Source organism: Streptomyces sp. NPDC085460, from assembly GCF_044541975.1.
In the GTDB taxonomy this organism is placed as follows: domain Bacteria; phylum Actinomycetota; class Actinomycetes; order Streptomycetales; family Streptomycetaceae; genus Streptomyces.
In genome coordinates, this window is record NZ_JBITTO010000004.1 from 484255 (window position 1) to 510003 (window position 25749).

Consider the following 25749-nt stretch of genomic DNA (forward strand, 5'->3'; position numbering starts at 1 on the left):
TCCGCCTCCGCTCGCGGAGGGTACGGGGGCCGCGGCTCGCGGAAGGTCCGCGGTTCCGGGGCGGCCTCGGGTCTCGGGGCGGACACGGCGCGGACACGTCCCGGGGGCGGCCCTCGCCGCTTCCGGAACCATTGAGTACCATCCGCCTGAGACGGGCACGAGCTGGGAGGACACACGGTGGGGCGGCTGACCGGCGGGGATCCGTCTCTACTGCGGCGGATCAATTCCGCGGTGGTACTCCATGCTCTGCGCGGTTCCGACGCGCGCACGCTGACGGACCTGACCCGGATCACCGGCCTGTCCCGGCCGACCGTCGAGGGCGTCGTCGAGGGACTCATCGAAGGCGGTCTCGTCGTGGAGACCGCGCCCGAGGAGGGCGAGGCCCGGCGCCAGGGCCGGCCCGCCAGGAGGTTCCGCTTCCGCGCCGAGGCCGGCCATCTGCTCGGCATCGAGATCGGCCCGCACCGCGTCGCCGCGCTCCTTTCCGGCCTCGACGGCCGGATCATCGGCGCCGGCGCGCGCGAGGTGTCGGAGACGGCGCCGGAGGACGAGCGCCTGGACAAGGTGCGTACGGTCGTCGCCGACGTCCTGCGGCGGGCCGGCGTGCCCCGGTCCAACCTGCGGGCGGTCGGTGTCGGCACCCCCGGCATCGTGGAGGCCGACGGCACGGTGCGGCTCGGCACCGCGCTGCCCGGCTGGACGGGCCTCGCGCTCGGCGAGCGGCTGCGCCGTTCCTTCCGCTGCCCGGTGATCGTGGAGAACGACGCGAACGCGGCGGCCGTCGCCGAACACTGGAAGGGTGCCGCGACCGACTCCGACGACATCGTCTTCGTCCTCGCGGGACTGAGCCCCGGGGCGGGCTCGCTGATCGGCGGCCGGCTGCATCGCGGTTACGGCGGCGCCGCGGGCGAGATCGGCGCGCTGCACCTGCTGGGGCGCGGCGTCACGCCGGAGCACCTGCTCTCGACGACCGACGAACCGCTGCACCCGCTCGACGAGCAGGCGGTGGCGGACGTCTTCGCGCTGGCGAGGAAGGGTGACGCGCGGGCCGAGGCGGCGGTGGAACGGTTCATCCAGCGCCTGGTGCACGACGTCGGCGCCCTTGTCCTGGCGCTCGATCCCGAGCTGGTGGTGGTCGGCGGCTGGGCGGCCGGCCTGGACGGGGTGCTGCAGCCGCTCCGCGAGGAGCTGGCGCGCTTCTGCCTCCGCCCGCCGCGCGTGGTGCTCTCGCTGCTCGGCGAGGCCGCTGTCGGTACGGGTGCGCTGCGGCTGGCGCTCGATCACGTCGAGGAGCAGCTGTTCGCGGTCGAGGGCAGCGTGACGGCCCGCCGCTGAACCGCGTGGCGCGAGCTGTCGTACGGCTCCGAGCCCGTCAGGGTCCCCGGCGGCGGGGGCCGGCTCAAGCGAAAGAACGAGGACCCGGCCTGGGAAGGCCGGGTCCTCGTTCGCGTACTGCACGGGGCGCGACGGCCTTCGCAGGCCGGTCACCGTGGGTGGGTCAGGAGGCCATCGCCAGGTCGACGGAGTCGCCGAAGGTGAGGCGGCAGGTGTCGGCACGGTACGTAGCGACGGAGACGGCCGCGGTACGACCGCCGGAGAGGTAGCGGGTCGTGACGACCAGCACCGGCGAACCCGGCAGACGGTCCAGTTCCTTGGCGTCCTCCGCGCGCGCGGAGCCCAGCTCCACCGAACGGTCCTGGCCGTCGAGAGCCAGCTGCTGAAGCTCGCGCAGCACGGCGCGAGCGCGCGCGGGCCCGGCGGGAGCGTCGATCGCGGCGAGGCCGGCGACCGAAGCGGCGGGCACGTACAGCAGCTCCGCGGCGACGGCCTGGCCCTGGCTGAGCCGCACCCGGCGGACCACGTGCACGTCCTCGCCGGCCGGCGTGTCAAGCAGCCGCGCGACGGCGGCGGGCGCCGTGCCGAGGAGGGAGTCCTGCGCCTGCCAGGCGTCGTCGCCGACCCCGGGCCATGCCTGCTGCGTGGTCGAGACGTCGACGCCGACGCGCGGGGGCGCGACCGTCGTGCCGACGCCGCGCCGGCGCTGGAGGCGTCCTTCCAGCTCCAGCTGCTCCAGAGCCTGGCGGAGCGTGGCCCGGGCGACGCCGAAGCGAGCCGCGAGCTCGCGCTCGTTGGGCAGGATCTCACCGACCGCGAAGTCGGAGTCGAGAGCTTCGCCGATCACCGTCTTGAGGTGCTGGTACTTCGGTTCCTGGACCGATTCCAGCTGCGTGGTCCCCACCCTGTCCTCCGCAATTCGCCGTGTCCCGCGGCGTTTCCGCGCCCTTGTTTATTAAAGGTTCCTGCACTAACTCTGCGACCATAAGGCGAGCCATCACCTTGGTCAAGACCAATCCTCCGCCGAACGTCCGGAAATATGACCCTCTGACCTTGATCGTTCACAGGACGTTCGCACCCGCGTGAGACGCGCGCAGCCCGAAGCCCCGCCCACCGGTCCGGTGGGCGGGGCTTCGGGTGTGGGCGGGGGCCCACGGAGGGGAGGCGGCGAGACGTGGCGGGGATCCGACGGCATCACTTTCTGCAGGACTCTTGAACCCGCGGCTACCGACCAGTAATTCTTGCTGACAGGACGTCTAAGAGGATGTGCGAGGGAACCTCCATGCCGACACGGATCGCGTTCGAGTTCGAGACCCCAGGGGGAACGTCACCGGGGTCCCCAGGAGGAACCCCACGGGGGCGCCACACCACGTCCCTGACGTACGAGCGCCGCGGGTCGGGCGCGCCGCTGCTCCTGCTCCACGGAATCGGCCACCACTGGCAGGCGTGGGAACCGGTCCTCGACATCCTGGCCGCGGAACGCGACGTCATCGCCGTCGACCTGCCCGGCTTCGGCGCCTCCGACGGCCTCCCGCAGGGCTGCGCCTACGACCTGACGACCGTGACACCCGTGCTGGCCGCGTTCTGCACGGCCATCGGCGTCGAGCGGCCGCACGTCGCCGGCAACTCGCTCGGCGGACTGCTCTCCCTCCGGCTCGGCCACGAGAAGGCGGTCCGCTCGGTCACCGCCCTCTCCCCCGCCGGCTTCTGGACCGAGAGCGAACGCCGGTACGCCTTCGGCACCCTGCGGGCCATGCGCGGCGCGGCCCTGTCGCTCCCCGTCCCCCTGATCGACCGCCTCTCCCGCACACCGGCCGGACGCACCGTCCTCACCAGCACGATCTACGCCCGGCCCGGCCGCCGCTCACCCGAGGCGGTCGTCGCGGAGACGCACGCGCTGCGCGAGGCCACCGGCTTCCACCAGACCCTCGCCGCGGGCCGGACCGTCCTCTTCCGCGACGACGTCCCGTCCCTGCCCGTCACCATCGCCTGGGGCACCCGGGACCGGCTGCTGCTGCGCCGCCAGGGCGTCCGCGCCAAGCAGGCCATCCCCGGCGCGCGCCTCGTGCGACTGCCCGGCTGCGGTCACGTCCCGATGAACGACGACCCCGCCCTCGTCGCCCGGGTCATCCTCGACGGCAGCTCCACCGACTGAACCGGCCGCCGCCTTCCGCCGGGTGAGCAGTCCGGTGCCGAGCGCGGCCCCCGCGCCGACGAGCAGCCCACCCACGGCCTGCGGAAGGCCGAACGCGGCCTCTCCGACCGCGGCCGCGCTCAGCGCGGCCGCGACCGGGATCGCGCCGGTATAGAGCGTGGCGCGCTCCATACCGATGCGCTGGACCGCCATGTAGAAGAGGACGAATCCGACGACGGTCGCGAGCACCGTCTGCCACAGCAGCGCACCCGCCTCCACCGGGGTCGGCATCCGCACGAACGCGGAACCGTCCACGACGAGCCCGATCAGCGTCGCCTCCACCGCGCCCACCCCGCATACGGCGACGGTCAGCAGCCGGGGGCCGAGCGGCCGCAGCACCGGCACCGCGAGCACCGTGAACGCGACCTCGCCGACGAGCGCCGCCGCCGACCAGCCGAGGCCGGCGAGGTCGGTACGCCCCCACCCCTGCACGATGAAGGCACCGGCGGCGACGAGCAGGGCCCCGTACAACACGGGCGGCGCGGGCCTGCGGCCTTCGAGCAGCGGGACGAGGACGGCGACGACGATCGGGGCGCAGCCGACGACGACTCCGGGCACGGCGGGTTCGGCGGTGCGCTCGGCGGCGAGGACGGCGAGATTGAATCCGACCATGCCGACGCCGGCGAGGACGGCGATCCGTACCCACGCGGCGATGCCGAGGAGGCGGAGCGGGGCGAGCCCGCCACGGCCGAGGAGAGGGAGGAGAAGCAGGCAGGCGGCACCGTAGCGGAGGGCCTGGCCGCCCGCGTACGGGTAGTCGCCGAGCAGGCCGTTGGCGGTGAAGGAGGCGCCGACGAGGGCGTAGGCGAGGGTCACGAGCAGGACACCGCGCAAGGCGTTCGTGTTCATGGTCCTGACGCTAGGGAGCCGTGCGGCCCGGGTTAAGGTCCACTTTCATGACGCCATCGGGGACCACTTCGGGTGCGGCTGAGCGGCGGCCGGGCCCGGACAGCGGCGCACAGCCGGCCTGGGAGCTGCTGCTCCCCGCCGCGGGGGCACCGGCGCGCCGACGTGGCCGCGCCTTGCAGGAAGCCCTGCGCGAGGCGGTCAGGACGGGGCGACTGGCCGCCGGCACGCGCCTGCCCTCGAGCCGGGCGCTCGCGGCGGATCTGCGGGTCTCCCGCGGTTTGGTCACGGAGGCGTACGAACAGCTGACGGCGGAGGGCTACCTCCGCAGCGACCGGGGCTCGGGCACGTGGGTGAGCGGTACGGTCCGCTCGACACGGACGGCGACGTCTCCCGGTTCGCCGGCTCCGGAGTCGTCGGAGCGGTACGGCTCCGGTGTGACCGTCGACTTTCGGCCCGGTGTCCCCGACCTGTCGCTCTTCCCGCGCGCGGCCTGGGCGACGGCGCAGCGCGCGGCACTCGGCCAACTGCCGCATCATGCGCTGGGGTATCCGGATCCGCGTGGGCTGCCGGTACTGCGTGCCGCGCTCGCGGCGATGCTGACGCGGCGCAGGGGCGTGGTGGTCGACCCGGATCGGCTGGTGGTGTGCTCGGGCGTGGCGCAGGCGGCGACGCTGCTCGGATTCGTGCTCCGGGGGCGGGGACACGCAAAGGTCGGGGTGGAGGACCCCGGCAGCCCCGAGCACGCTCGGCTGTTCGCGGCGACCGGTCTGGAGACGGTGTGGCTGCCGCTCGACGAGGAGGGTCTCCGCCCGGCGCCGCTCGCGGCGGCAGAGGTGCGAGCGGTGGTGGTGACGCCGTCGCATCAGTTTCCGTCCGGGATCGCGTGGTCGGCGGAGCGGCGCAGCATGCTCCTGGACTGGGCGCGGTCGGTGGACGGATACGTCCTGGAGGACGACTACGACGGCGACTTCCGGTACGACCGGGCGCCGGTGGGCGCGCTCCAGGGGCTGGATCCCGAGCGTGTCGTGTACGCGGGATCGGTGAGCAAGTCGCTCGCCCCGGGGCTGCGGCTCGGCTGGACGGTCGTGCCGGAGGTTCTGCTGGACGAGGTCGTCGAGCGGAAGCGGACGATGGATCTGGGCCATCCGGCGCTCGACCAGGCGGCGCTGGCGTACATGGTGACGGGTGGTGGCTACGACCGGCAGTTGCGCCGTTGCCAGCGTGTGTACCGGGAGCGGCGCGACGCCCTGCTGGCGGCGTTGCACGCGCACTTCCCCGGGACATCGGTGACGGGTATCGCCGCTGGGCTGCATGTCATCGCGCGCGTCCCGGCGCGCTACGGGCCGGCGGAGCGGTTCCTGGCGGAGGCGGCAGATGCCGGTGTGGCCCTTCGAGCGCTGGAGGAGTACGGAACGGCCCGGCCTTCGGACCGTGCCGTACGGCTCGTCATCGGGTACGCGCATCTGACGCCGACGGCGATCGAGGCGGGGATCCGCCGGGCGGCGGAGGCGTTGGGCAGTCGCTGAGTCGGCCGCGGTCGTTTCTGTTCACGCGGGGTTCGCGCGGTCGCCGCTCCGGGCGACTAGGCAAGGTCCGGTGCGAACTCCCGCACCGACAGCCGACCTTGGCGTCGCCTCCACGGCGACGTGACGGCTCTGAACCGCCCCGGAGGCCACATGTCCGCGAACCCGCCCGCCTCTCACCCCGCAACGCCGTCCACCACTCCTTCTCCTGCCACTTCTCAAGCCGCGCCCGCACGCCGCAGTGTGCTGCGCGGTTCGCTCGCGCTCTCCGCGGGACTGACCCTGGCCGGCACCAATCTCGCGGCGCCTGCCTTCGCCCTGACCGGTCGCCCCGAGGCACGGTGGGGTGTGCAGACCGGAGACGTCACCGCGCACTCGGGGCTGGTGTGGGCCCGATCGGACCGGCCCGCCCGGATGATCGTGGAGACCTCGGCGACGGAATCGTTCCGGCGGGTCCGCCGTCATCGCGGACCGCTGCTGGGACCGGGCACGGACTTCACGGGGACGTCGCTCCTGCGGGGTCTGCCGGCCGGTGAGCAGATCCACTACCGGGTGGTTCTCGCCGACGTCGACGACCCGCGCCGCACGAGCGAGCCGGTGCTCGGCACGTTTCGTACGGCTCCGGAGCGGCGTCGTGATGGCGTGCGGTTCCTCTGGTCAGGCGATATCGCAGGTCAGGGCTGGGGCATCAACCCGGACGTCGGCGGGTTCCGCGCCTTCGAGGCCATGCGCCGTCTCGACCCCGACTTCTTCCTGTGCAGCGGGGACACGGTCTACGCCGACGGCCCGCTGCAGCCGACGGTGACACTCCCCGACGGACGGATCTGGCGCAACCTGATGACGCCGGAGAAGGCGAAGGTCGCCGAGACGCTGGACGAGTACCGCGGCAACTTCCGCTACAACCTGCTCGACAGGAACGTCCGGGCGTTCAACGCTCAGGTGCCGACGGTGGTGCAGTGGGACGACCACGAGGTGCGCAACAACTGGTACCCGGGGCAGATCCTCGACGACGCGCGCTATGGGGAGAAGGACGTGGATGTGCTCGCGGCCCGGGCATCGCGTGCCTTCGCCGAGTACTTCCCCGTCTCGACGCTGCGGACGAGTGCCGCTGCCGGCGTCGAGGGCCGGATGCACCGGGTGGTGCGGTACGGACCGCTGCTCGACGTGTTCGTGCTGGACATGCGTTCGTACCGCAACGCGAACTCGCCCGGCCGGCAGGCGGATGACGCCACCGGCATCCTCGGTGCCGAGCAGCTCGCCTGGCTGAAGCGGGAGCTGGTGCGTTCGCGAGCGGTGTGGAAGGTGCTGGCCGCGGACATGCCGATCGGTCTGGTCGTCCCGGACGGCTCTGTCGCGTTCGAGGCGATCGCCCAGGGCGACCCTGGTGCGCCGCTCGGACGAGAACTGCAGATCGCCGAGTTGCTGCGTTTCATCAAGCACCGTCGGGTCACCGGCACGGTGTGGCTCACGGCGGACGTCCACTACACGTCGGCGCAGCACTACGCGCCGGAGCGGGCCGCCTTCCAGGACTTCGCTCCTTTCTGGGAGTTCGTGTCGGGCCCGCTGGCCGCGGGCGGTTTCCCGGCCAACAAGCTGGACTCGACGTTCGGCCCGGAGCGCGTGTTCGTGCGGGCTCCCGAGCGGGCGAACGTCTCCCCGATGGAGAGCCCGCAGTACTTCGGCGAAGTGGACATCGATGGAGCGAGCGGTGACCTGACGGTCCGTCTGCGAGGGGATGACGACACCGTGCTGTTCACGAAGGTGCTGCGACCTGGCCTGGTGGGACAGTAGCGCCTCTCCGGGCCGAACGGAGTTATCCACAGGCCGGCCTGTGGATTCGAGCGCGATGTCGGTGGCCTGCTCTACGGTCGTTTGCATGACGCGATCCGTTCAGGCGCTCGCTTACGCACGCCCATCTTCCCTCGAGTCCACGGCCGCCGGCCGCCTCCTAGGTCTGGAGACGGCCGGCGGTCTGACCCCTCGCGGGGCCGAGGCGCACCCGCGCTTCTTCGCCGGGTTCCTGGCCGCCCCCCGGATAGCCGCCCGCGGCCTGCTGGTGGTGGCCGACGTGGCTGCGGCGCGTTACCACCAGCGGACGAGGCCGGGCTCGCTGGATCCCGTCGTGACGGGGAATGGGGACCGGCTGCGGTTCGAGTCCTTCTCCGGCTGCGGCGGGGTGTATGCGCGGCTCGACGTGCTCGACGAGGCTCTGGGCGGCGCTGAGACGGGCCACGGCACCACGAACGTGGACGTGAACGACCCACTGCGTGAGGCGCTTTCGCGGATGACCGGAGACGATCCGATGCATCTGCGGGTGGGGCCCGACGAGATGGCGGTCACGACCCTCGGCGGATCGGTGGTGGAGAAGAGGGTTCCGCTGCCCGACCGCTGGCTACGCGGCTTCGCGGAGGCACAGGTCGCCTCGGCCCGGTTCGACCTGCGCGCAGAGCTGACCGGCACGGAAGCCATACGGTTGTTTCGCGGTCTGCCCCGTTCACAGAGCCGCGGCCGGGCACCGCTGTGGCTGGTCCAGACAGGCCGGGCACTGCGTCCGACAACGCGTCCGGGAGCCGGGGCCGTGTGCCTGCCGGGGCCCGAGCGTCTGGGCGCCTTGGAGCGGGTGCTGCGCTTCGCCACCGGACTTCGGGTGTACGGGCCGGCGCCGGATGGCCTGGCCACGGCGAGTGCCTGGGAGGTGGCCCTGCCCGGCATGCGGCTGACGCTCACCCTCTCGCCCGACTCCGCCCGCGGCTTCTCCGGGGAGGGTGGCGTGCTGGACCACCTCGCCACGGACGATGCCGCGGCGGACGCGGAGCTGCTCTCCGTCCTGCTCGCCTGGGAGCCGATAATCGATACGGCCGATCTGGCTGATCAGTCCGGACTCACCGGCGAGCGGGTCCGCGCCGCGCTGACCCGGCTGGGCACGGCCGGGCGGGTGGGCTACGACGTGGCGGACACCGCGTACTTCCACCGGGAGCTCCCCTACGACGCGGACCGGGCAGAACGGCACAACCCCAGACTCGTCTCCGCACGACGGCTGGTCGAGGAAGACGCCGTGAGACTCGACGGGGACCGGGCGACGGTGGTCTCCGGCGAACGGCGCTATCGCGTGCGGGACGCGAACGGGGTGCTGAACTGCACCTGCACATGGTGGGCGGAGTACCGGGGCCGGCGCGGACCGTGCAAGCACGCGCTGGCGGTACGGATGGCCCGTCGCGGGGCCGCGGTGACGGCGGCGGCGTGACGACGGGTGGCGAGCCGCGGACCAGGGCGGCGAAGGACGAATCACACGAGGGATGGGGGCGGAGATGACGACTGGGGTACTCAGCGGAGCGAGCGACGGCAAGGGCGTCGACGCGCTGATGAAGACTGTGCGCGCGGGGCGCGCGGCCGAGGTTCCGGCACTCCTGGAAGCGCTGGACGCGGCCGCGCGACTGGAGGCGTTGGGGCAGCTGAAGTCGCTGCGGTCCGAGGTACGCACCTGGAACTGGAACCGGTGGGAGGAGACCGATCGAGTACGGCGCGCGCTGTACGTAGCGGGGGCCGGCTGCCACACAGGTGCGGCGGCCGCAGCGAGCTGGCTGGGCGGACGGGATCTGCTCAGTCCGCGTGGCGGGGGCGGCGTCCTGGCGCTCCGGGTCCTCTTGGATCGAACGCCCGTGTGGCGTGCCGACGTGGCCCATCGGCTGGCGGCCAGGCCGGCCGTCGCCGAGGACAGCTACGGCCTGATCCGAGGGCTGGTCGAGGGCTCGGGTGCGGCGGTTCCGGCGACGGATGGATACGTACTCGGCTGGGCGCGGCACATCACGAACGGCAGGCTGCTGGAGAACCTGCGAGCGGATCCGCAGACTCCGGTGCTGGTCGCCCACGCTCTCTCGATGCAGGAAGCCCCTGATCCGCTCAACTGGTCGGTGGAGAGCGGCGCCGCGACGCACTGGCCGTCAGCGCTGGCGGCCCTCACGGAGGAGGGAGTGCTCGACCGGGCGGAGTTGGTCGACCTGTGCGTGTCGCGTCTGCTGCGCGGCGGGCGCCAGCGCGACCTGCGGCTTCCTTTGGCGCTGTTGCAGTTGGTGCCCCCGACAGCGGAAGAGCGAAGGGACAGGATCGCCGACTGGATCGGGATGACCGCTGACTCGACCTCCCCGGTCGCGGGCTACGCGCAGAAGATTCTGTCCGGACCGGCGCTTGAGGGGGCGCTGCCGGGCGGGGCGTTCGCGGAGATGACAGCGGGGGTGCTCTTCCGCACGGAGAAGAAGTTGCTGCGGGCCCAGCTGTCGCTGGTGAACAAGGTGCTCGCCAGGATTCCGGCACTTTCGGTCGAGGTGCTGCCGGTGGTGGCCGATGCCTTGGGGCACGACGACACCGAGATCCAGGGGCGAGCGCTCCAGGTCGTGGCCCGCCATCTGAAGTCCGTCGACGAGGGTACGCGGTGTGATCTGGCCGAGGCGGCCTCCTCGCTCCTCGGTCCCGCGCACCGGCCGGCGGCCGAGGGAGTCTTCGGCAGCCGCGTCGGGAAGCGGGAGCTCCCACCGTACGAGGAGATCCTGCCGCCCGTACCGGAGCCGCTGTTCCTGCCGGGGCCGCAGGGGTCCCTGGAGGAACTGATCGAAGATCTGCTGGTGCAGCAGCGTCGGTCGAGCGATGCCATGGAGTTCGAGCGCGCCCTGGACGGTCTGGTACGACATGCGCACCTGGACCGAGAGGGATTGGCGGAGCGGATCCGGGAGGCGTTCGCCGACGCGTACTGGCAGCCCACCGGCGCTGGCGCCGGCCACGCCGACCTCGACTACTTCCGGCACGGTCCGCGCGGCATGGACGCCATCCTCGCCGCACTCGCCGGGAGGGTGAAGCGCGAGCGGATCGAAGCCGGACGGAACCAGTCCGTACCGATGACGTCCTGCGCGCACGGAGCGATGGAGGTGACGCAGGCGACCCGGATCTGGGAGATCGCCCACCTCATCGGTGGAGGAAAGCTGCCGATGCTGCTGGCCACCCCGACTCGGCACACCGGTGGCATCGACCCCCTGGACCTGGTGCGACGGCTCAAGGAATACGCCGATGCCGGTCTGGAACCGGCGCCGGTGGACCTGGGGCATGCCCTGCTGCGGGTGCGCCGGCAGGACGCTTCGGCGGGACAGGCGGCCGAGGAAGCAGAGGCCCTGGGCAGCGAGGCCGGAAAGCGGCTGGCGGCATGGCTGCGGTCCGGGAGCCCGCTGGAGGCGACCGTGCGGTTCCACCCCCGTACGGAGAAGGGTTCGGGACGTTGGTGGCTCGTGGACCGGATCCTGGTCGAGATGGCGAAGAGCCCAGAGTTCCGGAAGGAATTCCCGAAGACGCTCCACTGGCTCGGTGGCGGCCTGCTGCCGAACGCCCGTCGTTGCTACCACTGGGAGCAGGTCCCCGAGCGCTGGGCCACGTTGCTTCCCGCGGACCGTGAGTTGCTCGCGGCCTGTCTGCTCTCCTCCATGGCAAGCGGTGTGGAGGGTGACGCGGCACGTGACGCGACCGGCCCCCTGACCCTGCTCGCCGAGGGCGAGGGGCAGGTGGGCAGGGCCGTCGCGCTGGTGCTGGCGTTCGGGCTCGGCTGCCGGGACGCGGACGACCGACTGCGGGCGGTGGACGCACTGCTCGTGCTGGCCGCGCGGGGAGATCTCGACGCCCGTCAGGTGGGCAGGGATCTGGCCTGGCTCCTCGCCGAACGGTCGATGAAGCCGAACCGTCTCGCGGACGCGGCCCGGACGGCGGCCGCCACCGGCGCCTACGAGACCGTGTGGACGATCCTGTCGGAGGCGCTCCCCAAACTGCTCGAAGCCGAACAGCCCGTACGTGGTCTGGGCGAGCTGCTGGCCGTCGCCGCGGACTGTGTGGAACGCTGCGGAGCCACCGGGCAGCTGGCCGGACTCGAACGGCACGCTTCGGCACGGGGCACATCACAGCTGGTGACGCAGTCCAGGCGGCTCAGGAACGCACTCCGTCAGGGGACCGATCAGGGCGCGACAGAAACGTCCTGAATCAGTCACAAATCCTCCAGATCGCCACTTAACCCGCCAGTCACAAAGCGTTCGTGATCACGCAACACCTCTCGGTCACAGTGAAGTCATGACCGATGTGACGTCCTCGAAGAGCACCCGCCGCCCGCACCACTGGCGGCACGACCTGATCGAGCTCGCGGCCCTGTTCACCGCCGTGGTGGTGGCCGACACGATCGCCAAGACCATCGTGAAGGGCCCCGAGGGCCCCTACCTCCTGGTGTTCTCGGCCATCGCGCTGGTCGCCACCGCCGGATTCCACACGTGGTGGGCACGAAGGCACAGTCATGCGCCACCCGTCACCCCGGCCGTGCCCGTCCTCGACGAGCACACGGGACCGGACGCGGAGCCGGCTCCGAACGAGGCCCCGGAGGCAGTCGAGACCGTGCTGTGGCGGATGCGGACGACGGTCGACGACACCCCGGGCAGTCTGGCCGCGCTCTGCACGGTGCTCGCGCGGCTCGGCGTGGACATCCTGACGCTCCAGACCCACCCGCTGACGGCGGGCACCGTCGACGAGTTCCTGCTCCGCGCCCCGGCCCACCTCTCCGCCGGCCATCTCGCCCACGAGATCGCGGCCGCGGGCGGCCGTGACACCTGGACCGAACGGGCCGACACCCACGACCTGGTGGACACCCCCACCCGCGTACTCGGCCTCGCCACACGAACCGCCCTCGACGCCGCCGAACTGCCTCTCGCACTCCGTCAGCTTCTCGGCCGGTGCACCCTGCACTCCGTGCCGGCCGTCTCGCTCACCGGCCGCCCCACCGGTGAGCAGGCCCCCGTCGAGGGCGTGCTCGAAGAGACCGTCATGAAGCTGCGTGACCCCCGCGGCGGCACGCTGCTGATCGAGCGGCCCTACCTTCCCTTCACACCGACCGAGTTCGCGCGTGCCCGTGCTCTCGTCGAACTCGACGCGCGACTCGGCCCGCGCGTGCCGCGAAGCCAGGACGTGCTCACGCTGCCCGAGGGAAACGAGATCACCGTCCGCCGCGCCGACCAGCGCGACCTCGTGGCCGCGCGGGCCATGCACGACCGCTGCTCGGCACGCACGCTGAGCCTGCGCTACCACGGTCCCGTCGGCGACGCGGACCGCTATCTCGACCATCTGCTCAGCCCGCGGTTCGGACGCACCCTCGCCGTGCAGACCGCGTCCGGACGCCTCGTCGCCCTTGGGCACCTGCTGTGGGACGGTGACGAGACCGAGGTCGCGCTCCTGGTCGAGGACGACTGGCAGCGGCGCGGGATCGGCTCCGAACTCCTCGGCCGACTCGTGGCCATGGCCGAGGAGGACGGATGCGAGAGCGTCTACGCCGTGACCCAGGCGTCCAACACGGGCATGGTCGCCGCCATGCGGGCGCTGAACCTCCCCCTCGACTACCAGATCGAGGAGGGAACGCTGGTGATCACCGCTCGGCTGGACTCGGCACCGCGACGGGGCGAGCGGTCGCAGCAGCAGGCACGGCAGAGCGAGCGCTGAGCGCCTGGGTCAGGTCGCGCCACAGATCCTCGACCTCCTCCAGCCCCACGGACATGCGCAGCAGCCGGTCGCTGACGCCGGCGGCCCGGCGGTCGCCCTCGTGCACGATGCGATGGCTGATGGAAGCCGGGTGCTGAATCAGAGTGTCGACGCTGCCCAGGCTGACCGCCGGCGTGATCAGCCGGACTCCGGCGATCACCTCGTGCGGCTCGCCGTACACCTCGAAGGCGACCATCGCCCCGCCGATCGCCGGGTAGTGGACGCGGGCGATCCGCGGGTCGCCGGCCAGGCGCCGTACCAGCTCCGCGGCCGTCGCCGACGCGGCCCGGACGCGTACCGGGAGGGTGGAAAGCCCCCGGAGCAGCAGATAGCCGGCGAGCGGGTGGAGGACTCCTCCCGTCGCGAAGCGCACGCGACGGAGTTCGCGGGCGAACTCCTCGTCGCAGGCAACGACTCCGCCCATGACATCTCCGTGCCCGCCCAGGTACTTGGTGGCGCTGTGCAGGACGACGCGGGCGCCGAGACCCGCCGGGCGCTGCAGGACCGGGGTCGCGAAGGTGTTGTCGACGAGGAGCGGGACCGAACCGCAGGAGTGGGCGACGGCACGGATGTCGACCTCGGCCAGGGTCGGGTTGGCCGGGGACTCGACCATCACGAGACCGGTGTCCGGGCGGATCGCGTCGGCCACGCCCGCCGGGTCGGTCCAGGTCACCTCGGTGCCGAGCAGCCCCGCGTCCAGGAGGTGGTCGCTGCAGCCGTACAGCGGACGGACCGCGACGACGTGGCGCAGGCCCTGGCTCGCGCGGGCCAGCAGGACCGCGGTCAGGGCGGCCATGCCGCTCGCGAAGGCCACGGCCGCCTCGGTTCCCTCCAGCCGGGCCAGCGCCTCCTCGAAGCGGGCCACGGTCGGGTTGTCGAGGCGGGCGTAGACGGGCGGGCCTTCGAGGCGGGCGCCGGTGGCGGCGAACTCGTCGATGCGGGCCGCCTCCGCCCGGGCGTCGTACGACGGGTAGGTGGTGGACAGGTCGAGCGGCGGGGCGTGCACCCCGAGCGCGGCGAGGTCTTCCCGGCCGGCGTGCACGGCTTCGGTGGCGAGTGCCCTCGGGGTGGCCGAAGGGGCGTGATCCATAGGTGCGTGATCCATGGCGTCCATGGCGGCACTGTGAACGGATACCCGGAAGTAGCATCGAATGTCCGTGCTACGTTCGGCTGATGGCCGAATCTGTCGTACTGGACGCGGTCGATCTGCACATTCTCCGCCTTCTGCAGAACGACGCCCGGACCACCTACCGCGAGCTCGCCGCCGAAGTCGGCGTCGCGCCCTCCACCTGCCTGGACCGAGTGGCACGACTCCGCCGCACCGGCGTCGTACTCGGGCACCAACTGCGATTGGATCCGGCCAAACTCGGTCGCGGCCTGGAAGCGCTGCTTCTCGTACAGGTCCGGCCCCACCGACGGGAACTGATCGGTCCGTTCGTCGACCGGATCCGGGCCCTGCCCGAGTCCCGGGCGCTCTTCCACCTCACCGGACCCGACGATTACCTCGTGCACGTGGCCGTCTCCGACCCTTCTGACCTGCAACGACTCGTCCTCGACGAGTTCACCTCGCAGCGCGAGGTGGCGCGGGTCGAGACCCGGCTGATCTTCCAGCAGTGGGACTGCGGACCGCTGATGCCACCGGGCGCGGGACCGTCCTTGTCAGCCGTGTGACGCCGATCGAGGGTGACGGGAGGCCGACGCAGGCATCAGGATGAGACACATGCCAGAGAGTTCCCGCAGCCATCTCCCCCGCCAGGTCGCCGACGCCTTCGTCGACGACCTCATCGCCCTCGACCCGATCACCGGCACCCATCTGGGTGTCCGGGAGAGCGCCGGCCGGCTTCCCGACTTCTCCCCCGAAGGCCAGGAGGCCGTGGCCGAGCTCGCCCGCCGGACCCTCGCTCTGCTCGACGAGGCCGAGCGGACCCCGGGCGCGGACAGCGACGCCGAGCGGCGCTGCGCCCGCCTGCTCCGGGAGCGGCTCACCGCCGAACTGGCCGTGCACGACGCCGACGAGGGCCTGTGCGCGGTCAGCAACATGCGGTCGCCCGTGCACAGCGTCCGGATCGTCTTCACCGTGATGCCCACCGAGACCGAGGACGACTGGGCGGCCGTGGCCCAGCGGCTGCGCGCCGTGCCGGCCGCGTTCGAGGGGTACCGGGCGTCGCTCGCGCTCGGTCTGGAGCGCAAGCTGTTCGGCGGGCCGCGCGCCACCGCCACCTTCATCGGCCAGCTCACGGACTGGGCCGGCCGCGACGGCGAACCGGGCTGGTTCGAGCAGTACGCCGCGGCCCGCCCCGACTCGCTCTCGGAGGAGCTGCGTACCGAGCTGGCCGCTGCCGCCGGCGAGGCGAACGGCGCCGTCGCCTCTCTGCGGGACTGGATGCGCGAGGTGTACGCCCCCGCCGTCGCCGACGCGCCCGACACCGTGGGCCGTGAGCGCTACCGCCGCTGGAGCCGGTTCTTCAACGGCACGGACCTGGACCTCGACCAGGCGTACGCCTACGGCTGGTCCGAGTACCACCGGCTGCACGGTGAGATGGTCACCGAGGCCGACCGGATCCTGCCCGGCTCCGACCCGTGGGCCGCGCTGGCCCACCTCGACGACCACGGCACGCACATCGAGGGCGTCGACGAGGTCCGTGAGTGGCTCCAGCAGCTGATGGACGAGGCGATCGACGCGCTGGACGGCACCCACTTCGAACTCGCCGAGCGGGTGCGCAAGGTGGAGTCGCGCATCGCGCCGGCGGGCGGCGCCGCTGCCCCGTACTACACCGGCCCCTCCGAGGACTTCTCCCGTCCCGGCCGCACCTGGCTGCCGGTGGACGGCCAGACCCGGTTCCCCGTGTACGACCTGGTGTCGACCTGGTACCACGAGGGCGTGCCCGGCCATCACCTCCAGATCGCGCAGTGGGTGCACGTCGCCGAGAGCCTCTCCCGCTACCAGGCCACCATCGGCATGGTCAGCGCCAACGCGGAGGGCTGGGCGCTGTACGCGGAGCGGCTGATGGACGAGCTCGGCTTCCTGCCGGATCCGGAGCGGCGGCTCGGCTACCTGGACGCGCAGATGATGCGGGCCTGCCGGGTGATCGTCGACATCGGCATGCACCTGGAGCTGGAGATCCCGGCGGACTCGCCGTTCCACCCGGGCGAGCGGTGGACGCCGGAGCTGGCGCAGGAGTTCTTCCAGCGGCACAGCAGCCGGCCGCCGGCCTTCGTGGAAAGCGAGCTGACGCGGTACCTGTCGATGCCGGGGCAGGCGATCGGCTACAAGCTGGGCGAGCGGGCGTGGCTGCTCGGCCGCGAGCGGGCGCGCGCGGCGCACGGCGACGCCTTTGACGCGAAGGCGTGGCACATGGCGGCGCTGAGCCAGGGTCCGCTCGGTCTGGACGATCTCGTGGACGAGATCTCCCGGCTCTGACCGCACCACACGGCAGGTTTCCCCGGCGGACGGCTTGATCCGCCGGGGAAATCCCTGTTGGCTCCACTCCTATGAACGCTCCGCTGAACGACTACGCCCCGGACGCCACCGACTGGCGCATCCTCGACGCGCTCCAGGCCCAGGGCCGTGCCAGTTACGCGGAGCTCGCCCGCGCCGTGTCGATGTCGCCGTCGGCGGTGACGGAGCGGGTGCGGCGCCTGGAGGAGGCCGGGGTGATCACCGGGTACACCGCCGTGGTGGACCACGAGCGGCTCGGGCTGCCGATTCTCGCCTTCGTACGGCTCCGCTACCCCACCGGCAACTACAAGCCCTTCCACGATCTGGTCGCCGCCACTCCCGAGGTGCTGGAGGCGCATCACGTCACCGGCGACGACTGCTTCGTGATCAAGGTCGCCGCCCGTTCGATGCGCCACCTGGAGGAGATCTCCGGAAAGATCGGCACGCTCGGCTCGGTGACGACGAGCATCGTCTACTCCTCACCGCTCCCCCGCCGCGCCGTCAGCCGCTGAGACCCTCGACCGGGTCAGCCGCCGAGGCCCTCGCCGCCGGTGCGGAGGCGGACGGCCGAGCCACCACGGTCCTTGGTGACCTCCAGTTGGACCGGAATGCGGCGGCGCAGGTCGGCGACGTGGCTGACGATGCCCACGCTCCGGTCCCGCTCGCGGAGGGAGTCGAGGACGTCGAGGACCTCGTCGAGGGTCTGGTCGTCGAGGCTGCCGAAGCCCTCGTCGATGAAGAGGGTGTCGAGGCGGACGCCACCGGCCTCGTCCGTGACGACGTCGGCGAGGCCGAGCGCGAGCGCGAGCGAGGCGAAGAACGTCTCTCCGCCGGAGAGGGTCGCGGTGTCGCGTTCGTTGCCGGTCCAGGCGTCGACGACGTGCAGCCCGAGGCCGCTGCGCCGGGCGCCGGCGCGGGCGTCGGAGTGGACGAGGGTGTAGCGGCCGGAGGACATCCGCTGGAGGCGCGCGGAGGCGGCCGCGGCGACCTGTTCGAGACGGGCGGCGAGGACGTACGCCTCCAGGCGCATCCGCCGCTCGTTCTCGGCGGAGGTGCCGGCGGTGAGCGCGGCGAGCCGCGCTACCCGGTCGTGTTCGGTACGCAGCGGGCCCAGGCGCCGTACTTCCGTCTCGGCCTGGCGGGCGAGGCCGGCGAGGCCGGTGACGCGTTCGCGCGCGGCGGCGAGTCCCGCCGCGGCGGCGCGCAGGGTGCGCTCGGCGGCCGTGTGGACGGCGTCGGCGGTGGCCGGCTCGGCGGGCGGGAGGGCGGCCGCCTCCTCTACGCCGGGTTCGGCGAGCCGGTCGGCGACGGCCGCGGCCTCCGCCTGCCAGACGTCGAGCCGGTGCTGCCGCGCGCGGCGACCGTGCTCGTCGAGGAGGGCGGCGGCCGCTTCGGCGGGGGTGGTGAACCCGGCCCGGTACGCGGCGTCGGCGAGTTGGGCATCTGCCTTCTTGAGGCGGTCGGCGGCGAGCTCCTCCGCTCGTACGGCTCCGGCCGCGTCGACCAGGAGGGCGATGCGGCGCTCCAGCACGCCGGCGTGTTCGGCCACCGTGGCGAACTCGCCACGGCCACGGGTCAGCTCCTCGGCGAGTTCGGCCCGCTGCCGCTCGACGCTGTCGCGGTGCGAGGTACGGGCGGCGACGCGTCGCTCGGCCTCCCGTTGGGCAGTTGCCCTCTCCTCGTGTTCGCGCTCGGCACGCGCGAGCGCTTCGCGCGCGGCGTGGGTCTGGGCGGCGAGCGCGTACGCCTCGGCGTGGCGGGCGGTCAGCTCCTCCGTCTCGTCGGTGAGCTCGGCGACCGTCGGCTGGACTTCGGAATGTTCCGGGGAGGCTTCGGGGGAGGCCAGTGACTGAACCTCGTCGCGGGCCGCGGCGAGGGCTTCGCGGGTGCCGGCGAGTTCGCGTTCGGCGGCGCGGCTGGTCTCGTCGGCCTGGGTGTAGCGGGCGTACGCGGTCTCCTCGGCGGCCCGGTCGACGTGGTCTGCGGTGGTGGGGGTCGGAGCCGGGTGGCTGGTGGAGCCGCAGACCTGGCAGGGGTCGCCGTCCGTGAGGGTGGCGGCGAGTTCGGCGGCGATGCCGCGCAGGCGGCGGGACTTGAGGTCGAGCCAGGTCTCGTGCGCCGTGTTGCGGTGCTCGCGGGCGGCGGCGTACCGCTCCTCGGCCTCGGTCAGCGTACGGGCGAGGCTGTCGCGGCGGCGGGCGGCGGCGAGCCGGTGGCGGAGGGGTTCGAGCCGGCCGGCGAGTTGTTCGGCCCGGGCGGCGGCCTCTTGCGCGGTGTCGATGCGCTGCTGGAGGGCGGCGCGCCGGGGTTCCCAGTCGGCGAGCCAGCCGTTGGCCTCCTGGAGGGCGTCCTCGTCGGCGCGGGCCTCCCGTTCGAGGAGGGTCCGCTCCTCGGCGAGCGCGGCGGCGCGGGCTTCGGCGCGGCGGGCGGCGGCGAGGCCGCCCAGGTCCTCGCGGAGCCGGTTCTCCAGGGTGGAGAGCTGTTCGGCCGGGGCCTCGGCGAGGTCGGGCGGCAGCAGCGATCGCGCCGAACCCCGGGCGGCCAGCGCCCCGGCGTGCTCGCGGTCCGCCTCGTGGCGCAGGGCGAGGGCGGGGGCGACCCGGTCGGCCCTGAGGGCGAGGTCGAGGGCGTGCTGATCGCGGTCGCGCTCGGGGATCCGGGCGGTGAGGGCCTCGCGGCGGCGCAGTGCCTCGGCGTGGCGGGCCTGCCGTGCGGCGAGGTCCCGGGCGTGTCCCGCCGCGGCGCGGGCGCGGGCCTCGGCGTGTTCGGCGGCGGCGAGGCGTACGGAGGCGATGTCGGCGGCCTCGTGGGCCTCGGTGCGGGCGAGGGCCGCCCAGCCGAGGACGGCGTCGGCGAGGCCGGGCTCGCCGGGCTTGCCGTCGACGGGGGTGCGCGCGGCGGGGAGTCCTTCGGCGGCCTGGGCCATGCGGTGGGCGAGGGCGAGGAGCCGGGCGTCGCCCTCCTCGACGCGGTGGGCGGCGGCCCGCCGCAGCTCGGCGAGGCGTTCCTCGACGGCGGCGAAGCGGCGCGTGTCGAAGAGGCGGCCGAGGAGTCTGCCGCGGGCCTCGGCGTCGGCACGCAGGAAGCGGGCGAAGTCGCCCTGCGGCAGCAGGACGACCTGGCAGAACTGCTCCCGGCTCATGCCGAGGAGCTGGGTGATCTCCTCGCCGATCTCCTGGTGGGACCTGCTGAGGCCGGTCCACGCGCGCGTGGCGGGGTCGTACTCGCGCAGGGTGCTCTGCGCCTTCTCGGTGGTGAAACCTCCGCCGCGCTTCTTGGGGCGGAGTTGTGCGGGACTGCGCCTGATCTCCAGGCGGCGGCCGCCGACGGTGAGGTCGAGCAGCACCTCGGTGAGCGTGCCGGCGGGCGCGTGGTCGCTGCGGAGGGTGGTGCCGGGGGCCTGTCGGGCGCCGGGCACGCTCCCGTACAGGGCGAAGCAGACGGCGTCGAGGACGGACGTCTTGCCGGCGCCGGTGGGGCCGTGGAGGAGGAAGAGTCCGGCCGTGGACAGCGCGTCGAAGTCGACGGTCTGGGTGGTCCCGAAGGGACCGAAGGCGGTGATCTCCAGCCGGTGCAGCCTCATCGTCCCGCCTCCCGCTCGGTGGTGGCGGCGTCGACGCGTACGTCGTCGAAGGCGCCGTACAGCACGGTCCGTTCCGCGGTGTCGAGTGCGCCGCCCGCGCGGACGTGGCTGACGAAGTCCTCGGCGATCTGCTGGTCGCTGCGGCCGCGCAGGCGTTGGGCGTAGGAGGCGAGGGACTCGGCGTCGGCGCGCTCGGGCTCGAACACGAGGTTGAGGGTGTGCGGGAAGCGCGCGGTGAGCCGGGCCATCGGGTCGTGGGGGCGTACGGGATCGGTGAGGGTGGCCTCGATCCAGGACTCCTGGTGCCGGTCGTGCGCGGGGTCGGCTAGAAGCTCGTCGAGCCGGCCGCGGAGCCGGGCGAGGGGGCGGGGCACGGGACAGTCGACGCGTTCGGCGGCGGTGACGCTGCCGTCGGCGCCCAGGTCGATCAGCCACATCGTCTTGCGGTGGTCGACCTCGGAGAAGGAGTAGGCGAGCGGGGAGCCCGAGTACCGCACGCGCGGGGTGAGGGTCTGGGAGCCGTGGAGGTGGCCGAGCGCCACGTAGTCGACGCCGTCGAAGACGGTGGTGGGGACGGCGGCGACTCCGCCGACGGTGATGTCCCGCTCGCTGTCGCTGGGCGCGCCGCCGGCGACGAAGGCGTGGGCGAGGACGACGGAACGGGTGCCGGTCGGCCGGCCGGCGAGGTCGGCGCGGACCCGGCCCATGGCGGCGGAGAGCACCGCCTCGTGGCCGGACTTCTCCGCGCCGAGCTGCTCGCGTACGAGCGCCGGCTCCAGGTACGGCAGGCCGTAGAGGGCGACCTCGCCGTGGGCGTCGGCCAGGACGACGGGGATGCCGATGCCGGCGGGGTCGGTACGGAGGTGGATGCCGGCGCGGCCGAGGAGTCCGGCGCCGACGCCGAGGCGGCGGGCGGAGTCGTGGTTGCCGGAGATCATGACGGTGGGCACGCCGGCCTCGGCGAGGCGGTGCAGCGCGCGGTCGAAGAGCTCGACGGCGGGCAGCGGCGGCACGGCGCGGTCGTAGACGTCGCCGGCGACGAGGACGGCGTCCACCTCGCGGTCGCGGACGGTGGCGACGAGGTGGTCGAGGAAGGCGGCCTGGGCGCCGAGGAGGCCGACGCGGTGGAAGGACCGGCCGAGGTGCCAGTCCGAGGTGTGCAGGAACCTCACGTCGTCGTCCCACCCCGCATGCGCGTGCCGCTCCTCGCCCCTGATGTCCGGAACCTCGCGCCGCGCTCGGTGTGCAGCGGTGCAAGCGGTGTGCAAGTGCACAGGCGCGGCGCGCGTGCGTGTGCACGGCGTGCGCGTGCGCGCTGGTTCCGGGTCTGTTCGTGTGTGGCCACCACGCTAACCCGGCGGGGGTGGTGGGCGGGGCCACACCGGGGAGATGCGGGCGGGGCGGCGGGGTGAGTGCGGAGGCGGGGTGGGCAGGCGGGGTGGGCAGGCCGGGTGGGGAGGAGGCCGTCTGCGTAGGGACCGTACGAGTGTGGCGGGAGGGCGGCGGGCGGGTCAGGCGTCGCCGTACGCCTCGCCGCCCAGTTCCATCCCGGCGGTGCCGGCGGTCACGTCGGCGAGCCACGCCTGGAAGGCGGGCACGTCGGCGTCGGGGAGGCCGATCTCGATGGTGACGGCTTCGGCGTACCGCACGTCCCGCACGGCGCGGCCGGTGGAGCGGAGGTCGTTCTCCAGTTTTCCGGCCCGCTGGTGGTCGACGGTGACGGTGGCGAGCCGGTATCGCTGCCGGGTGATGGTGCCGAGGGCGTCGAGTGCCTCGCCGACGACGCCGCCGTAGGCGCGGATGAGGCCGCCCGCGCCGAGCTTCACGCCGCCGTAGTACCGGGTGACGACGGCGGCGACGTACCGCATCTCACGGCGCAGCAGCATCTGGAGCATGGGGACGCCGGCCGTGCCGCCGGGTTCGCCATCGTCGCTCGCCTTCTGGACGGACGCGTCGGCGCCGATGACGTACGCGAAACAGTTGTGCGTGGCCGTGGGGTGCTCACGGCGGATGCGCGCGACGAACTCCTGCGCCTCGCGCTCGTCGGCGACCGGTGCGAGTGCACAGAGGAAGCGCGATCGGTTGATCTCGGTCTCGTGGACGCCCTCGCGGGCCAGCGTGCGGTACTGCTCCTGCATTCCGCCAGCCTACGTGCCGTACGCCTCTCGTTCCGCGCCGCCCGGACCGGACGGCTCCACCGTGCCGGGGGTGGCCCCCGGGGAGTCGGGGAGGCCGACGTAGGGCAGCGCGCGCAGGGCAAGTGCCCAACCGAGACGTGCTTCGCCGGATTCGCTGGAGCGGCCGGTGAGCTCGGCGACGCGTCCGATGCGGTTGAGCACGGTGTTGCGGTGGCAGTAGAGGAGTTCCGCCGCGCGGGAGGCCGAGCAGCCGTGGTCGAGCCAGACGCGGAGGGTGGTCAGGAGGGCGTTGCGTTCGCCGCCGGTGATGAGGACGGGCCCGAGGTGGACGGTGACGATGCGCTCCGCGATGTCGGGGCGCCCGCTCAGCAGCACCTCCGTGAGGCGTGCGTCGAAGACGGCGGCCTCGCCGCTGCCGGCGGGGAGGGTACGGAGGGTCTGCTCGGCCAGTCGGAGGGCGCGGCCGGCCTGGTCGAGGCGTTCGAACTCGGGCGAGACTCCCGCGGTGGCGCCGGTGCGTTCGCGGAGCGCGGCGAGGAGGCGGCGCAGCGGCGAATCGAGGAGGGCACCGGGCGGGGCCGGCCTCCGGCCGGCGGACGTGTCACGGCGCGGGAGGCGGACGAGACCGGCGTACCGGCCGGAGCGCGGACGCCAGAACGACCACAGGCCCTGGGCCTCCAGGACAGGGGCCGGGTGCGGCGGCGCCGCCGGGTCCTGGGTGGCGACCACGACGACGTAACGGTCCTGGACGGGCACGCCCAGCGCGGCGGCCGCGGCACCCGCGACGGCGGGATCGTCGGCGCGGCCGTCGAGGAGTGCCTCGAAGAGCGCGGCACGGCGGGTGTCCTGGCGGTTCTGGAGCTCCAGCTGTCCGAGGCGGTACGCGTCGGCCATCGCGACCGAGTAGCGGTCGATGGTCTCCCAGACGGCGCCGGCCATGTCGAGCTCCAGGTCGCGGTGGTCCGTCTCGCGGCCGGTGCGGGTGCGCAGGTGTTCGGCCATGACCTGCCACAGGATCCGCCCGCCGCGCCGGTACGCCTGGAGGACGGTGTCGAGAGGGACGCCCTGTTCGGCGCGGCGGCGGCCGGTCTCGCGGGCCGCGCCCTCGAAGTCGCCTCCGGTCGGGGCGAGCCCGCCGAAGTCCTCCAGGGCCCGGAGCAGGTTGTCGCGGCAGATCGCCCACAGGTCCTCGCGGGTGACGGGGTCGCCCGAGGCGTACGTGCCGGAGTGGGCGCGGATGTCGTCGACGGCCCGGTCGGTGAGCCGGTCGACGTCGGCGAGGAGTGCGGCGGCGAGGGCCCGGCGCAGGGCGGCGGAGCCGCCGGCCGATCCGAGCGGGGTGTGTTTGCGGGGTGTGCCCGACGTGTCGGGCGAAGGAGGCGACGAGGGGCCCGTCCGACGGTCGGACGAGGGGTCGGGGGCGCCGGGCGGGCTGGGCGTCATGGCTGGCACCGTAGCGCCGCGCTTTGGCGATTGCCACGTTCCGGAAGCGGCCGAGGGGCCGATGCCCACCCGGGGAACCCACACGGTGGGCGTCTGCACATGGCCTGGCGGTACTTCCACGATCGATTCTGTGCCGTGTCACGGAATGTTGACACCGCCGTCAACTCCACGTCTCTGGAGCGTGTCATGTCACTGAGCGTCGCCGGCGTATTGGGCGAGTCCGCCCGTCACTTCCCGGACCGGATCGCCGTCGTCGAGGGCGCGAGCCGGTTCACCTACCGCGAGCTGTGGGACGCGGCGCTGCGCTGCGCCGCCGGGCTGCGCGAGGCGGGGGTGAAGCCGGGCGACCGGGTGGCGGTGCTGCTGCCGAACACGACGGAGTTCCTGCGCGTCTACTACGGCGCGCTCGCCGTCGGCGCGACCGTCGTGCCGGTGCACGCGCTCCTCGTCGCCGACGAGGTGCGTTTTGTGCTGGAGCACAGTGGCGCGGTCGCGATCGTGAGCGGCGGTCCGTTGTGGCCGGTCGCCGACGAGGCGGCGCGGGCGGCCGGCGTGCGCGCGCTCCAGGGCGCGCCGTCGGCACCGGAGCCGCTGGCCGCCGTGGAGCCCGCGGAGCCGTCCGACACGGCGGTGATCCTCTACACGAGCGGGACGACCGGGCGCCCCAAGGGTGCCCGGCTGACCCATCTCAACATCGTCATGAACGCCGCCGTGACCTCGCAGGATCTGCTCGGCCTCGGCGCGGACGACGTCGTCCTCGGCTGCCTGCCGCTGTTCCACAGTTACGGGCAGACGTGTGCGATGAACGGGACGCTGCGCCAGGGAGCCACTCTTGTGCTGATGCCCAGGTTCAGCGGGCCGGCGGCGCTGGAGGTGCTGGCCGACGAGGGCGTGACGGTGTTCATGGGCGTGCCGACGATGTACCACGCCCTCGTGGAGGCGGCGGCGGTGTCCGAACGGCGTCCGGAGGCGCTGCGGGCGGCCGTCTCCGGTGGCGCGGCGCTGCCGGTCGCGGTGCTGGAGCGCTTCGAGGAGACCTTCCGGACGCAGATCCTGGAGGGGTACGGCCTGACGGAGACCTCGCCGGTGGCCACGTTCAACCAGCCGCACCTCGGACGTCGCCCCGGCACCGTGGGGCACCCCGTGTGGGGAGTGGAGATCGGTGTGGCGGACGCGGCGGTCGAGGGCGCGATCCGGCTGCTGCCTGACGGCGAGGTCGGAGAGGTGGTGGTGCGGGGGCACAACGTGTTCGCCGGCTACCTCGACGACCCGGAGGCGACGGCGGCGGCCGTCGTGGACGGCTGGTTCCGCACGGGCGACCTGGGCGCGCGCGACGAGGACGGCTTCCTGCGGATCGTGGACCGGAAGAAGGACCTGGTGATCCGCGGCGGCTTCAACATCTATCCGCGCGAGGTCGAGGAGGTCCTGGTCCGGCACCCGTCGGTGTCCGAGGTCGCCGTGGTCGGCGTGCCCGACGACGCGAAGGGCGAGGAGGTGTGCGCGGTGGTGGTACGCCGTGAGGGCGCCTCCCCCGTCACGGAGGACGAACTCGTCGACTGGGCGCGCGAGCGCCTCGGCCGCCACAAGTATCCGCGGATCGTCCGCTTCGTCGACGCGCTGCCGCTCGGTCCGACCGGCAAGGTCCTCAAGCGCGCTCTGACGACGCCCGCCTCCTGACCACTCGACGCGGAAGGGGA

At 73.1% G+C, this 25749-nt stretch carries 17 protein-coding genes and 1 pseudogene; 11 read left to right on the forward strand and 7 right to left on the reverse strand.

The genetic code is table 11. From position 1 onward, the window contains the following. Positions 1-177 precede the first annotated feature (177 nt). Complete coding sequence (locus tag ACIGHB_RS13290) at positions 178-1335, forward strand: ROK family transcriptional regulator (RefSeq protein WP_360313290.1); 1158 nt, start codon at positions 178-180, stop codon at positions 1333-1335. Positions 1336-1498: 163 nt separating this feature from the next. On the opposite strand, the gene ACIGHB_RS13295 is transcribed toward ACIGHB_RS13290, so the two are convergent. Beyond that, entirely contained in the window at positions 1499-2239 is a 741-nt protein-coding gene (locus ACIGHB_RS13295; RefSeq protein ID WP_388878728.1) for a GntR family transcriptional regulator, read from the reverse strand. A 378-nt stretch (positions 2240-2617) separates the two neighbouring features. On the opposite strand from ACIGHB_RS13295, the gene ACIGHB_RS13300 reads away from it, so the two are divergent. Next, positions 2618-3490, forward strand: coding sequence for an alpha/beta fold hydrolase (locus ACIGHB_RS13300; RefSeq protein WP_399912536.1), 873 nt, complete (start codon positions 2618-2620; stop codon positions 3488-3490). Between the two features lie 51 nt (positions 3491-3541). On the opposite strand, the pseudogene ACIGHB_RS13305 reads toward ACIGHB_RS13300, so the two are convergent. Next, positions 3542-4378: pseudogene (locus ACIGHB_RS13305) on the reverse strand (DMT family transporter); the annotation flags it as partial. 47 nt (positions 4379-4425) lie between these two features. Between ACIGHB_RS13305 and ACIGHB_RS13310 the strand changes: the two are divergent. The 5 genes from ACIGHB_RS13310 to ACIGHB_RS13330 all read left to right on the forward strand — a co-directional run bounded on the left by ACIGHB_RS13310 (position 4426) and on the right by ACIGHB_RS13330 (position 13410). Further along, positions 4426-5904 (forward strand): PLP-dependent aminotransferase family protein, encoded by a 1479-nt coding sequence (locus ACIGHB_RS13310; protein ID WP_399912538.1) that lies wholly within the window; start codon positions 4426-4428, stop codon positions 5902-5904. Between the two features lie 150 nt (positions 5905-6054). Next, entirely contained in the window at positions 6055-7692 is a 1638-nt protein-coding gene (locus ACIGHB_RS13315; RefSeq protein ID WP_399912541.1) for an alkaline phosphatase D family protein, read from the forward strand. Positions 7693-7777: 85 nt separating this feature from the next. Next, positions 7778-9145: an SWIM zinc finger family protein gene (locus ACIGHB_RS13320; RefSeq protein ID WP_399912545.1), complete on the forward strand. Its 1368-nt coding sequence runs from the start codon at positions 7778-7780 to the stop codon at positions 9143-9145. A gap of 64 nt (positions 9146-9209) precedes the next feature. After that, positions 9210-11912, forward strand: coding sequence for a DUF6493 family protein (locus tag ACIGHB_RS13325; protein WP_399912548.1), 2703 nt, complete (start codon positions 9210-9212; stop codon positions 11910-11912). An 88-nt stretch (positions 11913-12000) separates the two neighbouring features. Next, positions 12001-13410 (forward strand): GNAT family N-acetyltransferase, encoded by a 1410-nt coding sequence (locus ACIGHB_RS13330; RefSeq protein WP_399912550.1) that lies wholly within the window; start codon positions 12001-12003, stop codon positions 13408-13410. On the opposite strand, the gene ACIGHB_RS13335 is transcribed toward ACIGHB_RS13330, so the two are convergent. Next, positions 13337-14539, reverse strand: coding sequence for a trans-sulfuration enzyme family protein (locus tag ACIGHB_RS13335; protein ID WP_399912553.1), 1203 nt, complete (start codon positions 14537-14539; stop codon positions 13337-13339). The genes ACIGHB_RS13330 and ACIGHB_RS13335 overlap by 74 nt on opposite strands. 83 nt (positions 14540-14622) lie before the next feature. Here ACIGHB_RS13335 and ACIGHB_RS13340 point away from each other — a divergent pair, with 83 nt between their 5' ends. The 3 genes from ACIGHB_RS13340 to ACIGHB_RS13350 all read left to right on the forward strand — a co-directional run bounded on the left by ACIGHB_RS13340 (position 14623) and on the right by ACIGHB_RS13350 (position 17400). Continuing rightward, positions 14623-15120: an Lrp/AsnC family transcriptional regulator gene (locus ACIGHB_RS13340; RefSeq protein WP_360313304.1), complete on the forward strand. Its 498-nt coding sequence runs from the start codon at positions 14623-14625 to the stop codon at positions 15118-15120. Between the two features lie 49 nt (positions 15121-15169). After that, positions 15170-16870, forward strand: coding sequence for a DUF885 domain-containing protein (locus ACIGHB_RS13345; protein WP_399912556.1), 1701 nt, complete (start codon positions 15170-15172; stop codon positions 16868-16870). An 83-nt stretch (positions 16871-16953) separates the two neighbouring features. After that, positions 16954-17400, forward strand: coding sequence for an Lrp/AsnC family transcriptional regulator (locus ACIGHB_RS13350; protein ID WP_388879093.1), 447 nt, complete (start codon positions 16954-16956; stop codon positions 17398-17400). 14 nt (positions 17401-17414) lie between these two features. On the opposite strand, the gene ACIGHB_RS13355 is transcribed toward ACIGHB_RS13350, so the two are convergent. The 4 genes from ACIGHB_RS13355 to ACIGHB_RS13370 all read right to left on the reverse strand — a co-directional run bounded on the left by ACIGHB_RS13355 (position 17415) and on the right by ACIGHB_RS13370 (position 24052). Then, entirely contained in the window at positions 17415-20471 is a 3057-nt protein-coding gene (locus ACIGHB_RS13355) for an AAA family ATPase (RefSeq protein ID WP_399912559.1), read from the reverse strand. After that, positions 20468-21643, reverse strand: coding sequence for an exonuclease SbcCD subunit D (locus ACIGHB_RS13360; RefSeq protein WP_399912562.1), 1176 nt, complete (start codon positions 21641-21643; stop codon positions 20468-20470). Before ACIGHB_RS13360 ends, ACIGHB_RS13355 begins: the two co-directional genes overlap by 4 nt. A 339-nt stretch (positions 21644-21982) precedes the next feature. After that, positions 21983-22609 carry a YigZ family protein gene (locus tag ACIGHB_RS13365; protein ID WP_399912565.1) on the reverse strand — a complete coding sequence of 209 codons (627 nt, stop codon included), beginning with the start codon at positions 22607-22609 and terminating at the stop codon, positions 21983-21985. 9 nt (positions 22610-22618) lie between these two features. Further along, positions 22619-24052, reverse strand: coding sequence for a PucR family transcriptional regulator (locus tag ACIGHB_RS13370; RefSeq protein WP_399912568.1), 1434 nt, complete (start codon positions 24050-24052; stop codon positions 22619-22621). Between the two features lie 186 nt (positions 24053-24238). On the opposite strand from ACIGHB_RS13370, the gene ACIGHB_RS13375 reads away from it, so the two are divergent. Next, positions 24239-25729, forward strand: a complete 1491-nt coding sequence (locus ACIGHB_RS13375; RefSeq protein WP_399912571.1) for a long-chain fatty acid--CoA ligase — start codon at positions 24239-24241, stop codon at positions 25727-25729. Positions 25730-25749 lie beyond the last annotated feature (20 nt).